Below are 21,798 nucleotides of genomic sequence, written 5' to 3'. Positions count from 1 at the left end.
TTTTCCATTGCTCCGTTGGAAAATCCCCTTTAAGTCCTTTTTTTCGAGCCAGGGGATAACGAAAGGACATTATTGGTAACCTAAATGCGGACAAACTTTACCGTTTTTGGGGAGGGCGAGCATGCGACGGGCCGGGAAACGCACTTCGGCGAAGGAACCGATGCACGAAGAGCTGTATATCGATAATTTGAAAAAAGTACCGATCCGGGGAAACGTTGTCGATGACGAGCGGATGCTGAGCGACATTATGGCGGAGTGCTCGGATTTCGTCATCCGCCATTTCCGGATGGAGGATAGCGGCGTCCGGGCGCTCGTCTGCTACGTAGACGGCCTCGCCAATACGGAGCTGGTCGACCGCGTCATCGCCAGTCTGATGATCCGCAAAGGAGACCGTTCGCTGTTGGAGGAAGTGAGCGAGCGGACTTTGCCGGTATCGCAAATCGCCGAAGCCGACAATTATGGCGATATGCTGCAGAAGGCGCTGTCCGGGGATGCCGTGCTGCTGGTAGACGGGAATGACCGGGCGATCGTGATGGGGCTTCGCGGAGCGGAGCACCGGAACGTGACAGAGCCCGAAACCGAGTCGACGGTGCGCGGGCCCCGGGAAGGCTTTACGGAGCTGCTGAGAACCAATACCGCCTTGATCCGGCGTAAAATCAAGTCCCCACGGCTCAAAATGAAGCCGATGGTCGTCGGCAAAGAAACGAATACGGATATCGTCATTACTTACATAGAAGGGCTGGCCGACCCCAAGCTCGTTCAGGAGGTCGTAAGCCGAATCGAGCAGATCCAGATCGACGGCATACTGGAGTCCGGTTACTTGGAGGAAATGATCCAGGACCACGGGTATTCGCCTTTTCCGCAGATCATGTACACGGAGCGTCCGGATACGACGGCGGGCTCGCTGCTCGAGGGGCGGGTCGCGATCGTAACCGACGGCACGCCTTTCGTCCTGATCGTGCCGGTTACGTTCTGGTCGTTTCTGCAGGCCAACGAGGACTACTATGAGAGGTTTCAAATCTCGTCGCTGCTGCGACTCATTCGGATTATATTCATGTTTATCGCTTTGATGACGCCGGCGCTCTATATTGCGGTGACGACGTTTCATCAGGAGATGCTGCCAACTACCTTGCTGCTCAGCGTAGCCGCGGCCAGGGAAGCGATACCGTTTCCGGCGGTGGTGGAGGCGCTTATCATGGAGCTTTCCTTCGAGGCACTCCGCGAAGCAGGCGTTCGGCTGCCGAAGGCGGTCGGCCAGGCGGTGAGCATATTGGGAGCTCTCGTGGTCGGCCAGGCTGCCGTCGAAGCGGGTATCGTCTCCGCGCCGCTTGTCATCGTCGTGTCGATTACCGGCATCGCTTCGTTTGCGATACCGAAGTTCAATGCGGCCATCTCCGTACGGCTGCTGCGCTTCCCACTCATGCTCGTTGCCTCTGTATTCGGACTGTACGGGATTGTACTCGGCAGCATGCTCATAATCGGACACCTCACCCGGCTGCGTTCGTTCGGCATTCCTTATTTGGCGCCGATCAGTCCGATTACGCTGTCCGATCTGAAGGATACGTTGATACGCGCGCCATGGTGGCAGATGAAGCGGCGTCCGATGATGCTGGATGTCGTCAATACGAATCGGCTGGGCGAGCGAACGGGGGAAGGGCATGGAAATAAACGGATATCGGGTGACGGGAATGATAACAAAAAAGGAAAAGAAGATCAGGGCGGCAAGAGGAATCAGGATGGAAACGGAAACCGGGATGAAGATGGGACCAGTAACCGGGATGAAGGCGGAGACGGTAACCGGGCGGGCGAAGAAAACCCGGGCAGGAACGGTAATGAAGCTGGCGGCGGGAACGGCACCCAGGGCGAAAAGGAACGCCAGACCGGTTCTGAAGGTGAGAGTGTCAAGAGAAGCGAAGGCGAAAATACGAATGGTGGCGAAGGCGGGAAAGGAAACCAAGGCGGAAACGATGGCGAAGGCGGCGGACCGCCTCCAAGCGCCGATCAGGGAGGACATCCCGGTCAAGGGAAGCGATAGTGCCGGTCGCCTCAAGAACAGCCGCTTACCGTCGCCAGCCAAAGCGGTGGGGCTTGCCCGCCCAGCATTCCGCAAGGTGCTGCGTTGCGGATTGGGGACAGCCGTGCTGTTCGCAGCGATGCTGCTTGGAGGCTGCTGGGACCGGACCGAAGTAAACGATATTGCGATTGTGCTCGGTGCAGGGGTGGATAAATTCGAGAACGGTTTTCGGGTCAGCGTGCTGATCCCGCTGCCGGGCAATATGGGGGGAGCGACGGGAGGCAGCGGAGGCAGTGGGGGCAATCGTCCTTATACGGTGGACACCGAGACAGGCCGCACGATCCGGGAAGCGTTCGTCAAGCTGCAGGAGCGCAATTCCCGTCGGCTGTTTTCCGGACATCGCAAATTGTTCATCATCGGAGAGGCTGCCGCGAAGGACGGCTTGACCGATTTGATGGATATAACGGCGCGCGTGCCGGAAAACCGCCTGACCAGCTATATTGTCATCGCTAAAGGCCAGGCGGAGGACGTCTTGAACGCGGCGCCCAAGTTGGAGCGTTTCCCGGCCGAGGCGCTGCGCGAGATGCTTAAAGCCGACGCCGGTATTCAAGTAAAGGACGTTGCCACGGCTTTGAGCGGGGAAGGGCAGGATGCGGTGTTGCCCTATGTGGAGGTCGTGCCCGCCAAAATGAAAGACAAGCCGGGCACCGAGCTGCGGACCGGCTTGTTCGTTTTTACAAAGCAAAGCAAAATGATCGGAACGACGAAGCCCGGCGAAGCGAATGGGGTTCGTTGGCTGAAGGGGATCATCCAGCCGTATTTGGAGACCATCCGAACGGAGGCGGGTCTGGTGAGCGTTACCGTTCGTCGCGGTCAATGTGAAATTAAGCCCCGGGTGGAAGAGGGACGATTGCGTTTTGTCATTACAGCGAAAGGAGAGGCGACTATTACGGAGGCACAGGACGAGGGGGATTACGAGAACAAAGGAAACACGGAGAAGCTGGAGCGTCTGCTGGAACGGCGCATTCGCTCCGATATAACAGCCGTCGGCGAATTGATTAAGGAGCACAGCTCCGATATAGCCGGCTTCGGCGCCATTCTGAGCCGGACCTACCCCTCACGGTGGAAGAGCGAATGGCGGAACGACTGGCCTTCGCTGCTCACGCAGCTGGACTTGGACGTGCAGGTCGAAATGAATGTGAACCGTACCGGCATGTTCTCCAAAAATATCGGGTCGAAGGATCGCCGGCCATGAGCGAGCCCTTATTCATGATTCTGTTGCTGTCTGCCATCGCGGGAACCGTGGTGTTTCAATGGATGACGAAAAAGGACCAACCGCCTTCGCGGGCCGGAAACTGGTTATTCGGGTGCATGGCCGCCGCATGCCTCTGCATGTTCATCCTATATCGGTTTGATCTCGTCTGGCCGATGCCGGCCCGAATCGTATCCGATATACTGGCGCCTTACGTCGAACAATGGATCAAGGGGGGATAAGCATGCCGAAGGAGCGTATTAGCGGTTACCAGCTCGTTATGCTGAGCAGCGTTTTGTACATCGCCGGGATGATGTGCAGCATGTTCAAGACGCTGGCGGAAGTGTCGATGCAGGACGCCTGGCTCAACTTCTTCTTGGCCATGCTGTACGCCTGGCTGATCGCTTATTTGCTGTACTTGCTGGCGCGGGCGTATCCTGGCAAAAATATGTTCGAGATCTGCGAGTTCGCTTGCGGCAAATGGCTGGGCCGCTTCATCAACGTGATCGTCCTGCTGTATGTGATGCACCTGCTCGTCCGGGATCTGCGCATATTCGGCGACTTCGTCGGTACGGCCGTGCTCCAGCGAACCCCGACGGAATATATTTACCTGGCCGCGATGATCGTGCTTATTTATTTTGCCACCGGCAATGTGGAGGAATTTACGCGCTCGGTCAATCTCCTGTACCCGATATTTTTCATCAATCTGCTGCTTCTTCCGCTGCTTCTGCTCAATGAAATGGACATGAGCTATATTCAGCCGATTCTGGCGACCGGAGCGGGGACCGTGATGAAGGGAGGAGCGCTCAGCGCGGGCTGGGGCGCTGATATTTTCGTTTTCGGGGCGTTTATGAGCTATATGGGCAACTCCCGGCAATTTTACGTATCGCTGAAATTCGGCATTATCGTCTCCACGGTGGTGCTGACCATCCTCATGATCCTATGCTTGTCTGTGCTGGGACCGGCCCTCACATGCAGGGCGATATACCCGGTTTACACGCTGACGCAGCAGATCAATATTACCGACTTCCTGGACCGGCTCGACGTTCTGCTGATCGGCTTCTGGATACCGGCATTTCTGTTTCGCATGATCATGCTGTACTTTTGCTTTTTGGCCGGACTTTCGTCCATGCTCGGAACGGGAAATTTGCGCGGGATCAACGTCATGAGCGGCTGGTTTGCGCTGCTGCTGACGCTCGTTTCGTTCAAGAGCGTGATGGAAGTATTCCGCTTCGGCAATTATGCCAGCTTCCCGCTCGCGCTTGTCGTCCAGCTGCTGTTTTTCGTCCCCGTCCTGATCGGCCTGTTCGTGAAGAGCTTCAAGAAGCCTCCCCGCAAGAAGCGGGCGGAGGGATCGAGGCGGCTGCGGATGGCCATTTGGGTTCTGCTTGCGGTAGCGATGACGGCTTTGTTCGCCGGCGGCTACAGCGGACACTTGTACAAAGGCTACGGCATAGCCGGAGGGGCCGTATACGGCGCCGCCTTGCTGGCTATAGCAGTTGTCGGCGCTATCGAATTTTGGCGCATGAACAGGATCGTGCGGCACCCCTCGGAACCGTAAAACAATTCATATTGCTTCCTCTCATTGCCATATGATAGATTCAGAGTACATGGCTTCATAAAGTGGAGAGAGAGAGGAAGCGTAAACCATGAATAGGAGAACAAGCGCGTTCCGGACGGCACTCATGCTGTTGATCGCCGCGATAGTTATCTCGGTTGCCGGGACGCCTGCGGTAAAAGCTGCCGGCACGAGCGACATCCCGGAGGTCGTCGGGCAGGTGGCGCCGTCCGTCGTCGCCATTATCGGCAAACCCGGGGAGGATACGAGCAAACCGTCCAACCGGTTCAATCTGGCCCACGGGACAGGGGTCGTTGTGCGTGCCAACGGATATATCGTCACGAATGCGCATGTGGTCAAGGACATGAGCAACATTGTCGTCGTAACGTCGGACGGCAAATCGTACCCCGGCAAGACGACCCATTTCGACGAAGAGAGCGATCTGGCGCTCGTCAAGATCGAGGCGTCCGGGCTGAAGCCCGCGGTATTCGCACCGGCTTCGGCTGCCAAGGTCGGCGAGACGGTGGTCGCTATCGGCACCCCGATCTCGTTTGCGCTGCGCAATTCGGTTACGGTCGGCATCGTCAGCGGCTTGGAACGGGCGGTCAACTCCAAGTACCAGCTGCTGCAAACCGACGCCGCCATCAATCCGGGAAACAGCGGCGGGGCGCTAGTGAATATGAAAGGGCAGGTCGTAGGCATCAATACGATGAAGTTCGTCGACAACACGATCGATAGCCTCGGCTTCGCCATACCAGTAGATACGGTGCAATACGTGCTGGACCATTTTTTTACATATGGCAAAGTCATGCGCCCTTATCTCGGGGTGGAGCTGGAGGAAAGCTGGGAAGCCGTCGTCGGCTTGCCCACCGAAGACGAGCTGCGCGTAGCCTACGTCGATCCGGACTCGCCAGCCGCGCTGGCCGGGATCAAGCAGGGGGATACACTGCTCCGTTTCGATCAAGCCTCGCTAAGAACCACCGTCGAGTACAACGAGCTAATGAAGCGTTATTTGCCCAAGCAGAAGGTGTCCGTTACGCTGAAATCGGGCGGGCAGACCGTGACCCGGGACGTCGTGCTCGGCGAGGACGATAGCGGAAACGCCAACTGGGTAAGAGCAACGGACGGATCGTATATCGATTCCGACCGCGGCAAGACGCGCATCGGCGACAGTCATTTCGGCTGGTCGCTGAAATACCCTGCCGGGTTGGTCAAAGCCCGGCAATCCGACGACGGCGGTTCGGTCATATTCGCCGATGCGAAGGGAGAATTCGCGCTCAACATTTCCGTGGAGGAGAAGCAGAGCGAGGACGTCTCTCCCGCCATTCTGCTCCGCAAGGCGGCCGCCAAGTCGGGCGACACGATTTTGCAGAAGCAAGTCGTGGAGCAGAGCGACCGTACGTACGCCAAGGTGGTCGGCAAGACGTCCACGGGCTCTTACTACGAGACGCGGGCTTTCTCCAAGGACGACCGCATCTACTATGCGCTGCTGTACGTACAGAGCGAAGAGCATTACAAGAACAGCTTCAAGCAGAAAACGTATCTCGATCTGCTGGACAGCTTCAGGCTGACGTTCGATGACAAGGACGACGCGCTCAAGGATATATCGGTTTACAAATCGGGCGACACGTCTTATACGAACGAGTATGGGCTGACGTTCGATCTGCCTTCGGACTGGAGCGCGAATCCGTACAGCGAGGAGCCGACCTACTGGAACAAGGAGGAGACGATCCAAGCGACGGTACGCGTCACCTCGGCCTCCTCGGGCGATACGCTGGATGCTTGGACTGAAAGGGAGCAGCGGCGGTTCGAGGACAGCTATGTGGAGAGCAGCCGCAAGACGGAGGGCTGGCGCGAGCTCGAGCTGTCCGGGGGCGTTCCGGCCAAGGAAAACCGCTTCTCCTTCTCGACGGGCGACGAATGGGAGCACCGGCATTCCATCTATTTGATCAAGGACAAGTACAAATACGAAATCGACGTTACGTTTACGGACAAGGAGGCCGGGGCGGTGCTGGACGGGCTGGTCGGCAAGCTTAAGGCGTCTCTCTCCGTATCGAGGGACAACGCCAACACGAGCCTCGGCATCATTCAGGACGAACGGGAGCTGCTCGATCCTTCGCGGACGGTCACGATGCGCAGCGGCAAATACAAGTACGCCGTCAGCGTGCCGGAGACGTGGGATTCGACCCACGGCAAATTCACCAAGGGCGACGAAGCCAACGTAGCGTATTATTTCACCGGCGGGATGTTCGAGATCGAGGCGGACGACCGCAGCAGCCTGGACGACGTCGTGCGCGACCTGGAGCAATCGTACAAGAAGAGCGCGGACAACGACGCGAAATTTGCGTACACCTCCTCAGACGAGACCGTGTTCGGACTGGAAGGCAAAAAGTTCGAGGTGGCCTACGGCAAAAAAAGCTCGCCTTACAAAGAAACGGTATACGTATTTGCCAAAGGAAGCATCGTCTACACGGTAACCCTGCAAATAGAGGACGCTTCGCATACGGAAGGCAACGCCAGCCGGCTGGACAAAGCGTTTCGTTCGATCAAGCTCGACTGATGCCGGTACGGGCAAGCGGAGGACGGGGCCGGAACTTGCCGGCCCTCTCGATCCGCTCGTGAAGAGGAAGACATGCGATAAAAAGCGAGGAGGAACGGAGATGGACTGGGATATTTTCGACGCGGAGATGACGTACAGCCCGGAAGAAGGGTATGCGGGGAAAGTGAGCTTTGCGCTGCATGGCCAGCGGTCCGGCTATGAAATTACGCTGCTTAGCAAGAAAGGCCTGGAATGGAGCTACAGCTTGAACTTTGCCCGGGAGTCCGGCAGCGAGGAGGAGATCGAGGCGACCGAGCAGCGGCTGGAGGAGGACGACGAGCTGTTCGACGCTTTGATCGAGGCAGCCAAGAGCAAACTGTAGCCTATCCGGCTCACCATGAAGAAGGCATTCGTTGTGCAGACGTTTCGGGCGTTGTTTAGTAGATCAGGCTGACGACCGCTGCTGGACCGAGGTTTGGGCAATCACGGAAAGGGATCCGCCGCCCGGCGGATACGAGCGGCTGCTTGCGTGCGAGGTCGGACTGGAGCAGGAGGCCGGCCCGCTGGAGGCGATCGTCCGCGGGCAGCTGTAAGGTCGCATGCTGATTAAGATTTCGCGGGAGTAGTGGCGGTTTATGTGGTAAAATAGGACTAGTATCCATCTGCGATAAGGGGATAAACGTCCTATGAAATTTCACGGATTTATTGGACCTTTGCTTGCCGTTGCGGTTCCGCTGCTGCTGTTCGAGTTTTTGCGGTCCTGGTCGGAGCTCGACCTCGAAATGAACCATCCCCGCGGCCATTTCTATGTGGTCAGCTCCGTTGCGCTGCTCGCTACTTTTATCGCTCTGCTCGCCGGGGTGGCGGGCAGCCGGCTGCGCAACATCGAAGTCAGCTGTCTCGCCTTGGCGTTCATTTCCCTGGCGGAGCTGTTCACGGTGCACGGCTTCTCAACGCCCGGACTTGTGATGAACCCCTCCTCTCTGACAGGCATTTCCGCCCAACTGAGCGTGATGCTGTGCGCGCTGTGGCTTGCCTTGTCCTCCCTGTCGTCCGATCATCCGGTTATCGTGCGTTTGTCGAGCTGGAAAAACTTCCTCGTCCCGGTTTGGACCGCTGTCCTGGGCTGCTTTGCCATCCTGGGCATTCTCGTCCCCGATGTCGTCAATCTGATCCCCTGGAACCGCAATCCGCTTAAAGCGCTCGTCACGGTAATTACGATCGCGCTCAACCTGATTGCGATGTATCGCTATTATCAATCATATCGGTATTCCCGATTTCCGCTGCAAGTATCCATCGTGTACAGCTCCGCCTTGCTGGTCGCCGCGCAAATCATCATGGTTTCCGGCAAAGCGTGGATGCTCAGCTGGTGGCTGTACCATTATTTGCTGCTCACGTCGATGCTTGTCATGCTAGTTGGACTGGTCCTGCAATATGCTTCGAAAAAATCGATTGCCGCGGCGATGAAGTCGCTGTTTACACAAGACCCTATCGAACGGATTACCAACAGCATTTCGCCAAGCGTCAAGGCGCTCGTGCTGGCCACGGAGACCAAAGATTCGTACACGGCCGGCCATAACTTCAGGGTGACGATGTACGCTTTGAGGCTGGCGGAAGCGATGCTGGCCAAGCCGGAGCAGCTGCGGGCATTGGCGCAGGGCGCGATCGTACACGATGTCGGGAAAATCAATGTGCCGGACTCCATCCTGAACAAGCCGGGCAGGCTGACCGAGGAGGAGCGGGCGGTGATCGAGCTTCATCCGGTCAAAGGCTATGAGCTATGCCGCAGCCTCGGGTTTATGAAGGACGAGTTGGACATCATCCGCCACCATCATGAGCGTTGGGATGGAACAGGTTATCCGGATCGGCTGGAGAAGGAGCAGATCCCACTTCTGGCCCGGATCGTAGCCGTAGCCGACGTTTATGATGCGCTTACCTCGAACCGCTCCTACCGGCAGGCGCGCACCCATGCCGAGGTTATCGCGTTTCTGATGGAACACAAAGGAACGCAGTTCGATCCGAACTGCGTCGATGCTTGGGCCGCGCTGTGCGAGCGGGACCCGCAAGCTTACCAGTACCCGGCCGCGATGATCCGGGAGGGAGGCATGCCGGCGGCAGTCGCCTCCTCCGGACGTATCGCGTTGTAGACGTTTCAGAGACGATCGGTCGGCTCGTACCAATGCGTGCGTTTCTGGAACCATTGGAATAGGTGCACGACCACGACTTTCAGCACGGCGTAGCCGGGAACGGCCAAGATGATGCCGAGAATGCCGAACAGCTTGCCCGCGGTCAAGATGACGAACAAAATCGTGATTGGATGGATATGCAAATTTTTGCCCATAATTTGCGGCGAGATGAACTTGCCCTCGACCAATTGGACGATCGTCCAGACGATAATCATCTTGAGCAGCATAATCGGCGACGTGACGATGGCGATAATGAGCGCCGGCGTAATGGCGATGGCCGGTCCCAGGTAAGGCACGATACTTGTGCAGGCGGCGAAGACGGCGAGCACGAGCGAATAATCGAGGCCGATGACCAAATAACCGATATACAGCAAAATGCCGATGCAGCAGCTGACGATAATTTGCCCCCGGATGTAGGAGCTGATCTGATGATTCATCTCCGACATGACGCTGAATGCTTGGCCGCGCAGCGAAGTCGGTAAAAACCGCAGCATAAACGAAGGCAGCTTGCGTCCGTCACGGAGCAGGTAGAATAAAATAAGGGGTACGGTAATGATCGACAGCACGACCTCGGTGACGGCCCCGACTACGGCGCCTATGCTGACCCAGGCATTGTTGACGATCCGGGATAGCTGCGTTGCCGCTTTTTCCACATAATTGGCCGGATCGAAGTTGAGCGTCTCCTGCAGACGGTCGAACAGCCCGCTCCCGACGATCTGCTCGAATTGCAGCTCGACCTGCTTACTGTATCTCGGGAAATTGTCCAGCAGACTGACGATCTGCTGTCGGATAAAAGGCACGACGATCGTAATGAGCAGAGCAATCAAGCCGATGATGAGCAAATACAGAATCAGGATGGAATAGACCCTGCGGAGACCTCGGCGTTCCAGGATGTCGACAAGCGGATTGAGCAAATAAAAGACGATGCCGGTCAGCAGGATCGGCAGGAAGACGGTTTTCACAAGCGCGATAAAGGGCAGGAAAATGTACGAGACATAAGAAAAGACGAGGATGTTCAGGCCGATCAGCAGCAGTACGAGCAAACTTAACACGAACCGGTTGTTGAGAAAAAATCGTTTGAATCGTTCCGTCCATGGCAAAGGATTGTTCACGTGGTCTCGATACCTCCATAAGCTATAAGCGAAATTTATGTTTGCCCGTCTTACCCGCACTGCGCCTGCCTTGATGCTGTTGGCGCGCGGTAAAGCGCATCGTGTCCGTCCGCAGTTGCCGGATGCCGTCAAAAAGCAATGGTGAAGTTTATAAGCAAATGCGAATAAAGATTAAATAATAAACTGTTTTCGGCGAATTATCTGACATTTTGTTCGGATATGACTCAATAAGACCCCGTGCGATCCTTTGATCTTTACTGACGTTACTTTATAATAGAGAATAACCAATTGCAACTATCTTCAATCCTAAGGGAGGTGTACCTGTCCGCCTCAAGAAAGGCGGGTAGGAAATTATTTGGAAAGTGACCCTGGTCCGATAATCCTGAATTTGTCCTTGGCGTTTATTTTGGTGCTTCTGAACGGTTTTTTTGTAGCCGTGGAATTTGCCATGGTGAAAGCGAGAAGCAGCCGTATCGATGCTTTGGCCCTGGAAGGAAACATTAGGGCGAAATTCGCGAGCCGGATATTGGGCAACATGAACGCATATTTGTCCGCTTGCCAGCTTGGTATCACGCTGACGTCTCTTGTGCTCGGTTGGCTGGGCGAACCGACGATCGCGCGAATTATCGAGCCTCTCTTGTCGAAGCTGGGCATGCCCCAAGGTCTGATTCATATTATTGCCTTTATTATCGGATTTACGATCGTAACCTCCTTTCATATTACCGTAGGCGAACAGGTGCCGAAAACGTATGCGATCCGCAAATCCGAAGCGGTTACGCTGTGGACGGCGATCCCGATGATTGTGTTTTTTAAAATCATGTATCCGTTCATTTGGGTATTGAACGGCGCTTCCAACTGGATGCTGCGCAAATCCGGCATCGAGCCCGAAGACGAGCACGACGTGGTTCATACCGAGGAAGAAATTCGATTGCTCGTCAAGGAAAGCCATAAAGGCGGCTTTATCGACAACACGGAACTGACGCTCGTCGACAACGTGTTCGAGTTCACGGAAACCGTTGCGCGCGAAATAATGATTCCCCGCACGGAGCTGGCCTGTTTGTATGCAGACCGCACCTTCGAGGAAAACATGGAGATTGCCACGACGGAAATGCGGACACGGTACCCGGTGTGCGATCCCGACAAAGATAACATTATCGGCTTTATTCATATCAAGGATTTGCTGAAGGCGCGCGACGGACTCGAACAGATCCGTTCGATCGTGAGGCCGATTATGAGCATTCCGGAATCGATGCCGATCAGCGCGCTTCTGAAGATGATGCAGAAGAAGCGTACGGAAGTCGCTCTGCTTATTGACGAATACGGCGGCACGTCCGGGCTGGTCACGATGGAGGACATTTTGGAGGAGCTTGTCGGCGAAATTCACGACGAATTCGATGAGGAACGCTCCAGCATAGAACAACGAGACGAATACACTCATTCCGTCGACGGTCTGCTCCATATCGAAGAGTTTAACGACTATTTCGGCTTGGATATCGAAACGGATGATTACGATACAATCGGAGGCTGGGTCTACTCCCAGGTGGAAATCCCGCCGAAGAAAAACCAGCAAGTGGAATTCAAAGGTTACCAAATGATTATCGAGGAAGTCGACCATATGCGCGTCTCCCGCCTAGTTATCCGGAAGATGGTGGAAGATAACGAGAACGAGGTCATATCGGTCGTATCATAATAACGGCTAACAGCAGCAGCTTGTGCGAAAAGCACAGGCTGTTTTTTTTGTTCCAGTGCTCGGCTATGAAGCCGGGGGGATGGCTTAACGAAATCTACACATAGAGTTAATCATCCGTTTACGAATCCCTCTTAGACTGGTTGGGAAGGCTATTCGAAATTATAGGAGGGTTTTGTTTGAAAAGAAAGATTTCCAAAGGGCTTCTATTATCCGCACTGGCGGTCACGATGATTCCGGCATCCTATTCCATGGCGCTCGGCAACGAGACGCCGGCACAGACGACGAAGACGCCGTCGCAAAACTTGATCGTTCTGATCGGCGACGGAATGGGTCCGGCTCAAGTATCGGCAGGGCGTAACTATTTGCGTTACGAGAAAGGGATCGATCATCTGACCCTCGACAGCTATTACGTAGGACAGGCGACGACGTACGCCGACCGGGGAGAAGACGGCGGTACGATCGTATCCGGCGTCGTCACCGACTCAGCTTCGGCGGGCACCGCTTTCGCGACCGGCAACAAGACATACAACGCCGGTATCAGCGTGTCCAACGAAGATGTGTCCAAGCCGTTCGCGTCGATCATCGAAGCGGCCGAGAAAGCCGGCAAATCGACCGGTCTCGTCACGACGGCCCGTATCACGCATGCGACGCCGGCCGTATATGCTTCCCACGTGCGCAGCCGCGACAACGAAAACGCCATTGCTTCCCAATACCTGGAAGGCGGAGTGGACGTATTGTTCGGGGGCGGCAGCCAGTTTTTCCTAAGCAAGGACGAGAAGGGCAAACGCGCCGACAAGAGCATTGTAGCCGACTTCCAGAATAAAGGATATTCGGTCGTGAAAAGCGCATCCGAGCTGGCTTCGCTTCCGGCGACTTCGGGCAAGGCGCTTGGCTTGTTCGGAAGCTCTCATGTCGATTATGTGCTGGACCGCACCAATGACACTCCGAATTTGGCAACGATGACGCAAAAGGCGCTGGACATTTTGTCCCAAAACAAGCAAGGCTTTGCCATCATGATTGAAGGCGGCCGCATCGACCATGCGAGCCATGCCAACGATTTCCCTTCCACGATCCAGGAAATGCTCGACTTTGACGCGGCGGTCAAAACGGCAATCGATTTTGCCAAGAAAGACGGCAATACGTCTGTAGTCATTACGGCCGACCATGAGACCGGCGGACTTTCGCTGGCCCGCGACAACATTTACGAGATGAACATGGATCTGTGGGACAAGCAAAAGCATTCTTCGGAATTCCTCGCCCCTAAGCTGAAACAAGCGAAAACGGTCGAAGAAGTTCGTGCCATCGTAGCGGAAAACACATTCATTCAGGATTTGAGCGACGAAGAGGCTCAGTTCATTATGAAGGGCGACGGTTCTTCCTACGCCCAAGAGGGCGCGTTCAACGCAGTCGTCTCGAAGCGGATGCTGATCGGCTGGAGCGGACACGGACATTCCGGCGTCGACGTAGGCGTATGGGCGTACGGTCCGATCGCGGAATTGGTCAAAGGCCAAATCGACAACACGCAAATCGCCCTTGCCGGCGCGCAAATCATCGGCGTCGACCTGAAGGCGGCTACAGCCGATCTGCAAGCCAAGCATGTGTATCCGAAATTTAAAATTACCCGGGACAATCAGGTCATGTACCCGGCCAAAGCGTTGGCCGAAGCGCTCGACGCAACCGTCACGTATGACGCAGCCAGCCGCACTGTTCAATTCAAAGGAACGGCCAAGACGCTCAACGTACAACTGGACAGCCTGATTGTATCCGAAGGCGGAACCGATACGGGATTGAAGGGCAACCTGGACAACAATGTACTGTACTTAACGTTGGATGCCTTCAACAAGCTGACAGGCAAAACGATGACGTGGGATGCCTTGTCCGAACGGATCATCAAATAAAGAAACATGCAGCGTAAACGGCGGCAGGGGGGCACTTTGCTCCCCTGCTATTGTTTTCGGGCGATTTTGAAAGGGGGCTTCACATGATTGTGCTGGACAATATCGTCAAATCGTACGCCCTTCAGGGGCAAAGCTTGCCGATTTTGCGCATCCGGCAGTGGAAGGTGGAGAGCGGGCAGCGGATCGCCCTGATGGGGCCAAGCGGCAGCGGCAAAAGTACCCTGCTCCATCTCATCGGCGGGGTGCTGAAGGCCGATTCCGGCGAGCTGCGCGTAGGGTCGTTCGAGCTGCACCGGATGAGGGAACCCGCCCGCGACTCGTTTCGCGCCGCGAATATCGGCTATATGTTTCAGGACTTTCATTTGATTCCGTCCTTAAGTGCGCGGCAAAACGTCGAGCTGGTCATGGACCGGAAGCTGGCAAGAAGAGAACGGCAAGACCGTATCGAGCATTGGTTCGAGCGGGTCGGGCTGACGGAACGGATGAACCATCTGCCGTCGCAGCTTTCCCGGGGACAGCAGCAGCGCGTGGCCATGATCCGGGCTTTGGTGAACCGGCCGCCGCTCGTGCTGGCCGACGAGCCTACGGGCAGCCTGGACCGGGTGACGGCGGAGAAGGTCATGGCGCTGCTGTTGCAGCTTTGCGGGGAAGAGAAGCTCACGCTGCTGACGGTCACCCATGACGATCAACTGGCCGGCATGTATCCGACGCGCGTTCAGATGAGCGAGATCAATGAGCTGATGGCCGAGCGGACGGGCGGAGACGCGATGGCGATCCGGGCAGGAGGCGCGTTATGAGCCAATGGATGCTGCTGGCGCGCAACATCGCGCACCGCAAAACGCTGTCGCTGTTAACCGTCGCCGCGGTGGCGGTCACGATTGCGCTGTTCGCGCTTCTGATCCTTTTCCGCGATGGCGTGGAACGCGGAGCGCAAAAAGGGTACGGTCCCTTTGATATCGTCATCGGCGCCGAAGGCAGCGAATCGCAGCTGGTGCTAAGCACTTTTTTTCGCGTCGGTTCACCTACCGGCAATATCCCAGCTTCGGTGTGGGCGTCCTTGAAGAAAGAAGAGCAGGCGGAGGCCGCGTTCGCCATGACGACCGGCGACCAGCACAACGGGTATCCGATCGTCGGCGTCGACCCGGGGTATTTTCAGATCCGCTACGGAGATCGCCAACTGGCGAAGGGCAAGCTTTATAGCCAACTGGGCGAAGTCACGCTCGGATACGATGCGGCGAAACGGCTGAACGCCAAAATCGGAGATACGTTCAGCGGCGCTCACGGATTGGCCGGGCATCTTGCCGAGGAGCATGACGATGAGGAAGAGGATGGGCACGAACACGAGGATGCGCATCACGCGTTCCGCTATACGGTAGTCGGAGTCCTGCCAAAGCTGGGCACCCCGGACGACCGGGCGGTGTTTACGACGCTCGACTACGCCTGGGCCGTTCATGAGCTGCCGGAGGATAGAAGAGATGTGACAGCGGTTATGATCAAGCCGAAGACGCTTCTCGGCGCGCAAATGATCAAGCAGAAATACGACAAAATCAATAACGTGCAGGCTGTATATACGAGCAAAGCGATTGCCGACGTACTGAACGTGGTCGACACCGGTTCGCAGCTGCTCCAGATCGTGATGGCGGTTTGCGTGGTGCTGGCTGCCTTGTCGCTGCTGCTGTCGCTGACGGCGGCCGTCAACGAGAGGAAGAAGGATGTCGGTCTGCTGAGGCTTGTAGGGAAGCCGGGCTCGTTCATCTGGCTTTGTCTGGTAGGAGAAGGGGCGCTTCTAACCGCCGTGGGCGTCGTGGTCGGCCTCGCGCTCGGTCATATAAGCGGCTGGCTCATCGGCGACGCGGTGTTCTCTCAAACGGGAGTACGCATTATCTCCGATCGGTTGCTCGCGAGCGAGCTGTGGATCGCCGCAGGCGCGCTTGCGATTGGAGCTGCGGCTTCGGCCGTACCGGCCTTTCGGATCTACAAGGTGGGCCCGATGGAACTGTTCCGTAGCTGACGACTTGCGTTGCAGCATACCTTCAACAAGGAGCGATGTCTTATGAAATACGATCGAAAGTTGATTCTGTACGGCGCACTGGCGCTTGCCATGGCTGGGCTAACCGGCTGCGGAGCGAAGGCCGGACAGGAGGCCGGGCAAGAGACGGCAGGTACTTTCGCGGCGGCGGCCCCTCGCGTCACCGAGACCGGAACTTCCGCGTCCGCCGCGGATTCGGCCAAGTCCGCGTTAACAGCCTCCTCCGTGGAACCGCTCAAACCTGCGCAATCCGCTTCTGCCGGTTCGCCGGAACAGCGGCAGCCGGAAGCGGATCGTCCCGCTGCGCAGCAAACGCCGCCTGCTGGAGGCGAAGCCGCTTCGGCGACGGGCAAAGATACGTTGCCGGCAGTCACGGTCAAGGAGCCGCCCGCCGCGCCGACGGAGGGCGAGAAAGCTCAAGCTCCATCCGTGCCGCCTGCCCAGCCGGAACAAGCGCCTGCTTCGCCAGCCGGACAGACGAATGAAGCCGCGCCGCCTGCCCAAGCTCCAGCCGCTCCGAAAAAGGCCGAGCCGTCCAAGTCGGCGTCGGCTACCCCGGCTATTCAATGGGCGGAGTTTTTCGATAACGAGAAGCAGGACCGGCCTTCGGAGAAGTTTTGGGATTTGAGCGACCAGAAGAAGACGGTCGAAATCAAAGGATATATGGGCGAAGTGCTGTCTTTGGACAAACATTGGTTTTTGCTCATTCCTCAGCCGGGAGCCGAGTGCCCGTTCGATAACGGGGACGAGACGTATTGGAATAAAATTATGATCGTGTACGTCCCGGATACCGTCAAGCTGCGCTACACGTCCGGACCGCTGAAAATTACCGGCCGGCTCGACGTCGGCATCAAGGTCGACGAATCCGGCTACAAGACGATGTTCCGCCTCTACGACGCCTCGTTCGAGAAAATCAAAGAATGAACGTGAGTCGGCAACTTTTAGCGGAGATATGACACAACAGGGGCATCCTTTCGGTTCGAAGTCCGGCCGAGACGATGCCTCTTTCCGTTGGATGCCGGATGCCATTTGATGGAGCAACTCAAGTGTGATACACTTTTCCCCATAACTTCTAGTCTTGAGTGTGGAAACGCTTCAATGAGCACAAGTCTTCCCGGCACCGTTGATGAGGGGGTCCAGAGCATGTTTCGCCGACGCAAAAGCGTCTTTCTGACGCTGCTGTTATCGTATATCCTGATTCTGATCATTCCCGTCACGATTTCGGCGGTGCTGTATACGAATATGGAAAACAACTTGGTCCAGAACGCGAGCCGGTCTAACCTGGCGATGCTGGAGCAGGTGCGTCAAATCGTAGACAACCACCTCCAGGAAATCGACCAGATGAGCGTGCAGATCGCCACGCATCCCAAGCTGCAGACGCTGTGGACGATTCCGGAGAGCGAGAAATACGTGCAATACGAAGAAGCGGTTAAAGCGCTTCGCAATATAAGGAGCGGTACGGGCTTTATTAACGATTTTTATATCCATCTGCGCAAAGGCGACGTCATTCTGACTCCGTCGCTAAAAACCGAAGGGGACTTGTATTTCAGTCAATTGTCCCCATACGTGGACAAAAGTCCGGAGCAGGCTCGCGAGCAGCTGTTAACCGGTTACCATTTCAAGACATTCTGGCCGGTGACGGGTATCCGGGACAACTCGACCGTGAGGAATGTCATTCAATGCGCTGTATCGTTGCCGCTCGGTGAGAAGGAAAACGTGTGGGGCACGCTGGTGATGAGCATCGAGGACCAGCAAATTTTCAACCTGCTGAAGCAGATCGAATGGGCCAATAGCGGCTCCATGTTCATTATCGACGACCACGGACAGGTGCTGCTGTCGACGACGGGGCGCTACGTTCTTCCGGAAGGTTTGTTGGAGGAGATTGCCTCCGGAAGCGGCTACCAGTCTTACCAGGCCAACGGGGAGCTTAATTTGCTGTCCCATACGACAGGGCAAAGCGGCTGGAAATACGTCTCGCTCGTACCCGAAACGGTCGTCCTGCAAACGGTGAACGAGGTGAAGGGCTGGGCGCTCGCTTTGCTTGCACTGGCTGTCGTCGCCGGAGCGGGCGTCGCTTACTGGATGGCCTACCGCAGTTATAGCCCGATTCGCGACATGATGATGGCCATCACGAACGGCAAACTCGCCGACACTCCTCCGCAGCTTGGCAACGAATACGAATTTATTAAGACGTCGATAGTGGAGACGATGGCGGAAGGCAAGGAGATGCGGCAGAAGCTGGAAGGCCATCTTCCCGTCGTGCGCGCCTACTTCTTGTCCCGCCTGCTGCGGGGGCAGGCGGATTCGACAGAGCTTCGCGAGGAGCAGTCGTTACCGTTTTTCGGCGTGCAGTTTCAATACAAATATGTGTGCGTCATTTTGATCGAAGTGGACGAGAGCAGCGAATTCGTGAAGGATGGCAGCGAACGCGAGTGGGCGTTGATCCGGTTTATTTTGTATAACCTGGGCAGCGAACTGATCGGGGACCGCGGCTATGTGACGGAGACGGACCGCAACCGGCTGGCGCTGCTGCTGACTATGCCCGACGATTCGGAGCATTCCGCACAGGAACGCGATGCGCTGATCGGGGAACTGAAGCGGCTGGCCGAGGAGCGGTTCCGCATGAAAATCGCCGTAGGGATCAGCTCGATCGGGCTCGGGCTGGAAAATACCGGCCTCCGCTACAACGAAGCGCTAGGCGCGCTCGATTACCGGATTATTCACGGAGTCAGCGCGGTCATTCACTTCGAGCAGATCAAGGACGAAGGCTCGACCTTTTACCATTATCCGATGGAAGTGGAAGCCCGGCTCATCAATGTGTTGAAAAGCGGGGACTATACGAGTGCGGAAAGCTTGCTGGACGAACTGTACAAGCAAAATATCGTATCCCGGGGCATTACGCCGGAGATGGGCAAATGCTTGTTCATCGATCTGCTTGGCACGGTGCTCAAAGTGCTGCACGCCTTGAAAATCGACGATCAGCAGCTACTCGGAGCGTCGGATACGGTGAAAAGCATTGCCAACAGCTCGTCCGCCGAATCGATGCTGCGCAAGCTCAAGGAGCTGTGCCGGACCATATGCGACAACGTCAGCGGAGCTCGTACCGACCAGGGGGAGCAGCTCAGTATCCGGTTACGGGAATATATCAGCGAGCATTACTCCGACCATGGACTGGGTCTGGCTTCGATAGCCGATCATTTTGGCATGACGCCTCAATACGTGTCGGGCTTCTTCAAGAAGCATAACGGAGAAAACCTGACCGACTATATGCTCGCCATTCGGATTCGCGAGGCGAAGCGGCTGTTGGCGAACCCGGATTTGACAGTTTTGCAGGTTGCCCAGCATGTCGGATATGCGACGGACATCGGTTTTATTCGGGTATTCAAAAAAATCGAGGGTATCACTCCCGGCAAATTCCGGGAGCTGCAAAACGGAGAAGCGGCGCCTTAAACGGGCAAAGGATTTTCCCGAGACACGAGTTCCTAGAAAGACAGTACGATTCCCGTAAGGCCGCCGATCCATTCGACGGTCTTTTTGGCGTTCGATGACGAGCAGGGATTATATTTAACAGCAAATCGGCGGAAGATAATCAAGAGCCAGGCGGCGACATCGGCCACTGTATCCGGGAAGTACAGACGGACAAACAGAACCGCAAAAGGTTGCGGCAAGCGGCTGAGATGAAGGACGGTTAGGCCAGTTTAAAATCGGTTGGTGCCTGATATGAAGGGCGGTTTATGCTTGGAGGCAACGGATTGTAGGCAAGCAACGCGAGTTCCTTTATAGTGGGGGTGTGGACGGAAACATCCACAATTACGAAAGGCATGGGAGGGTCAACAAGGATATGGTCAAAAAAATGAGAGTGCTTACATCTACGGCTGTGGTCGCATCCCTTATGGTCGCGCTGCTCGCGGCATGCGGCGGCAAGGAAGAATCGCCGAATACGGCGAATCCGTCACCGGGGACCGGTACGGAAGTGAAGGAAGCAGCCTATCCGAAATCGCTTACTTATTGGGTCAGTTTGAACCCGAACGCAGCGGTCACCATGAAAAGCTACAATGAAATAGCTGCCTATAAGGAACTGGAGAAAGTAACCGGAACGAAGGTCGAGTTCCAGCATCCGCCGACCGGTCAGGAAAAAGACCAATTCAACCTGATGCTGGCCTCCGGCAAGCTGCCGGACGTCATTGAATACGGCTGGAACGCCGCTCCGAAGGGAGCCGACAGTCTCATTAAAGAGAAGCGGATTATCCGGTTGAACGAACTGATCGAGAAGAATGCGCCGAACTTGACCAAAGTACTGAAGGATAATCCGGAATTCCGCAAAATGATCACGACGGACGAGGGCAACATTTATGTCATGCCGTTCCTGCTCGGGGACCCGCTGCTGTCGAGCGTGAACGGACCGGCGCTGCGCAAAGACTGGCTGGATAAGTTGAACCTTCAGGTGCCCAAAACGATCGCCGATTGGGAGAAAGTGCTGACGGCTTTCCGCGATGGCGACCCGAACGGCAACAACAAGAAGGACGAAATTCCGTATACGTACACGATCAATCCGGAGAACGAAACCGATATGAACCATCTCTTCGTCGGAGCATGGGGCATCACCGCGGACTTCTTCCAAGAAAACGGGAAAGTGAAATATGGCCCGATCGAGCCGCAATACAAAGAGTTTTTGACGACGATGAACAAATGGTACAAGGAAGGCTTGATTGATAGAGATTATGCTACGACCGACGGCAAGCTGAAGGACGCCAAAGTGACAGGCAGCCAAGTAGGTTCGTTTTCCGCCTACGCAGGCAGCGGCATCGGGCGGTATACGACGCTCGCCCAGCCGAACAATCCGAACTTCGCTCTCGTCGGCGCTCCTTATCCGGTGCTGAAGGAAGGCGACAAGGCGCTCGGTCAATATACGCTGCCGTTCACCGGTCTCGGCGCCGCCATCTCGGCGACGGCGAAAAATCCGGAGGAAATCGTAAAATGGCTCGACTACAAATACGGTCAAGAAGGCCACATGCTCTTCAACTTCGGTATCGAAGGGCAAAGCTACAAGCTCGATAACGGCTATCCGAAATATACGGACACGATTTTGAACAACCCGGACAAATTGCCGATCACGCAAGCGATGGCGAAATATTTCATCGCGAGCTGGAGCGGTCCGATCGTACAGGACAAACGCTACATCGAGCAATACTTCACAATGCCGGAGCAGCGCGACGCGCAAAAAGCGTGGATGGGCGCGGATCATTCCAAGGTAATGCCTCCGATCACGCTGACTGCGGACGAAAGCTCGAAGACTGCTTCGATCATGAACGACGTCAAAACGTATCGCGACGAAATGGTCAACAAGTTCATTATGGGTTCAGAGCCGCTGGCCAACTACGACAAGTTCGTGCAGACGATCAAGAGCATGGGCATCGACGAGGCGATCAAAGCGAGACAAGCAGCGCTTGACCGTTACAATAACCGGAAATAACGAGATCGCTCGCGTCTGGGCGCGATCCGGGCGTCGGGAGAATCCCG

General features: G+C 56.1%; 16 protein-coding genes. 15 read left to right on the top strand and 1 reads right to left on the bottom strand.

Annotated features, from left to right (window positions below):
* Positions 1-121 precede the first annotated feature (121 nt).
* The 8 genes from ABD796_RS26675 (at position 122) to ABD796_RS26640 (ending at position 9,510) form a co-directional block, all read left to right on the top strand.
* Positions 122-2,035 carry a spore germination protein gene (locus ABD796_RS26675; protein WP_344913942.1) on the top strand — a complete coding sequence of 638 codons (1,914 nt, stop codon included), beginning with the start codon at positions 122-124 and terminating at the stop codon, positions 2,033-2,035.
* Positions 1,968-3,269 (top strand): Ger(x)C family spore germination protein, encoded by a 1,302-nt coding sequence (locus ABD796_RS26670; RefSeq protein ID WP_344913939.1) that lies wholly within the window; start codon positions 1,968-1,970, stop codon positions 3,267-3,269. Before ABD796_RS26675 ends, ABD796_RS26670 begins: the two co-directional genes overlap by 68 nt.
* On the top strand, positions 3,266-3,508 hold the full coding sequence (locus ABD796_RS26665) for a hypothetical protein (protein ID WP_344913936.1): 243 nt from the start codon (positions 3,266-3,268) through the stop codon (positions 3,506-3,508). The genes ABD796_RS26670 and ABD796_RS26665 overlap by 4 nt, the downstream gene beginning before the upstream one ends.
* Before the next feature lie 2 nt (positions 3,509-3,510).
* Complete coding sequence (locus tag ABD796_RS26660) at positions 3,511-4,827, top strand: GerAB/ArcD/ProY family transporter (protein WP_344913933.1); 1,317 nt, start codon at positions 3,511-3,513, stop codon at positions 4,825-4,827.
* A gap of 88 nt (positions 4,828-4,915) precedes the next feature.
* A complete protein-coding gene (locus ABD796_RS26655) occupies positions 4,916-7,384 on the top strand; it encodes a S1C family serine protease (RefSeq protein WP_344913928.1) in 2,469 nt (822 codons plus the stop codon).
* A 100-nt stretch (positions 7,385-7,484) separates the two neighbouring features.
* Positions 7,485-7,745, top strand: a complete 261-nt coding sequence (locus ABD796_RS26650; RefSeq protein WP_344913925.1) for a hypothetical protein — start codon at positions 7,485-7,487, stop codon at positions 7,743-7,745.
* A gap of 31 nt (positions 7,746-7,776) precedes the next feature.
* Positions 7,777-7,956, top strand: coding sequence for a hypothetical protein (locus ABD796_RS26645; RefSeq protein ID WP_344913922.1), 180 nt, complete (start codon positions 7,777-7,779; stop codon positions 7,954-7,956).
* Between the two features lie 93 nt (positions 7,957-8,049).
* Positions 8,050-9,510, top strand: a complete 1,461-nt coding sequence (locus tag ABD796_RS26640; protein ID WP_344913919.1) for an HD-GYP domain-containing protein — start codon at positions 8,050-8,052, stop codon at positions 9,508-9,510.
* A gap of 5 nt (positions 9,511-9,515) precedes the next feature.
* Here ABD796_RS26640 and ABD796_RS26635 read toward each other — a convergent pair whose 3' ends face one another.
* Entirely contained in the window at positions 9,516-10,661 is a 1,146-nt protein-coding gene (locus tag ABD796_RS26635; protein WP_344913916.1) for an AI-2E family transporter, read from the bottom strand.
* 355 nt (positions 10,662-11,016) lie between these two features.
* On the opposite strand from ABD796_RS26635, the gene ABD796_RS26630 reads away from it, so the two are divergent.
* From ABD796_RS26630 to ABD796_RS26600, 7 genes are all read left to right on the top strand, one after another.
* A complete protein-coding gene (locus ABD796_RS26630) occupies positions 11,017-12,351 on the top strand; it encodes a hemolysin family protein (RefSeq protein ID WP_344913913.1) in 1,335 nt (444 codons plus the stop codon).
* 227 nt (positions 12,352-12,578) lie between these two features.
* Positions 12,579-14,249 carry an alkaline phosphatase gene (locus ABD796_RS26625; protein WP_344914587.1) on the top strand — a complete coding sequence of 557 codons (1,671 nt, stop codon included), beginning with the start codon at positions 12,579-12,581 and terminating at the stop codon, positions 14,247-14,249.
* Between the two features lie 83 nt (positions 14,250-14,332).
* Entirely contained in the window at positions 14,333-15,046 is a 714-nt protein-coding gene (locus tag ABD796_RS26620) for an ABC transporter ATP-binding protein (RefSeq protein WP_344913910.1), read from the top strand.
* Positions 15,043-16,260 (top strand): ABC transporter permease, encoded by a 1,218-nt coding sequence (locus ABD796_RS26615; protein WP_344913907.1) that lies wholly within the window; start codon positions 15,043-15,045, stop codon positions 16,258-16,260. The genes ABD796_RS26620 and ABD796_RS26615 overlap by 4 nt, the downstream gene beginning before the upstream one ends.
* Positions 16,261-16,302: 42 nt before the next feature.
* Entirely contained in the window at positions 16,303-17,202 is a 900-nt protein-coding gene (locus ABD796_RS26610; protein ID WP_344913904.1) for a hypothetical protein, read from the top strand.
* A gap of 219 nt (positions 17,203-17,421) precedes the next feature.
* On the top strand, positions 17,422-19,728 hold the full coding sequence (locus ABD796_RS26605) for a helix-turn-helix domain-containing protein (RefSeq protein ID WP_344913901.1): 2,307 nt from the start codon (positions 17,422-17,424) through the stop codon (positions 19,726-19,728).
* A 391-nt stretch (positions 19,729-20,119) separates the two neighbouring features.
* Complete coding sequence (locus tag ABD796_RS26600; protein ID WP_344913898.1) at positions 20,120-21,751, top strand: type 2 periplasmic-binding domain-containing protein; 1,632 nt, start codon at positions 20,120-20,122, stop codon at positions 21,749-21,751.
* Positions 21,752-21,798 lie beyond the last annotated feature (47 nt).

This window comes from Paenibacillus hodogayensis, assembly GCF_039536325.1.
Lineage (GTDB): Bacteria > Bacillota > Bacilli > Paenibacillales > NBRC-103111 > Paenibacillus_AB > Paenibacillus_AB hodogayensis.
The sequence above is the reverse complement of the archived record's forward strand: the minus strand, read 5'-3'. Positions and strand labels throughout refer to the sequence as shown.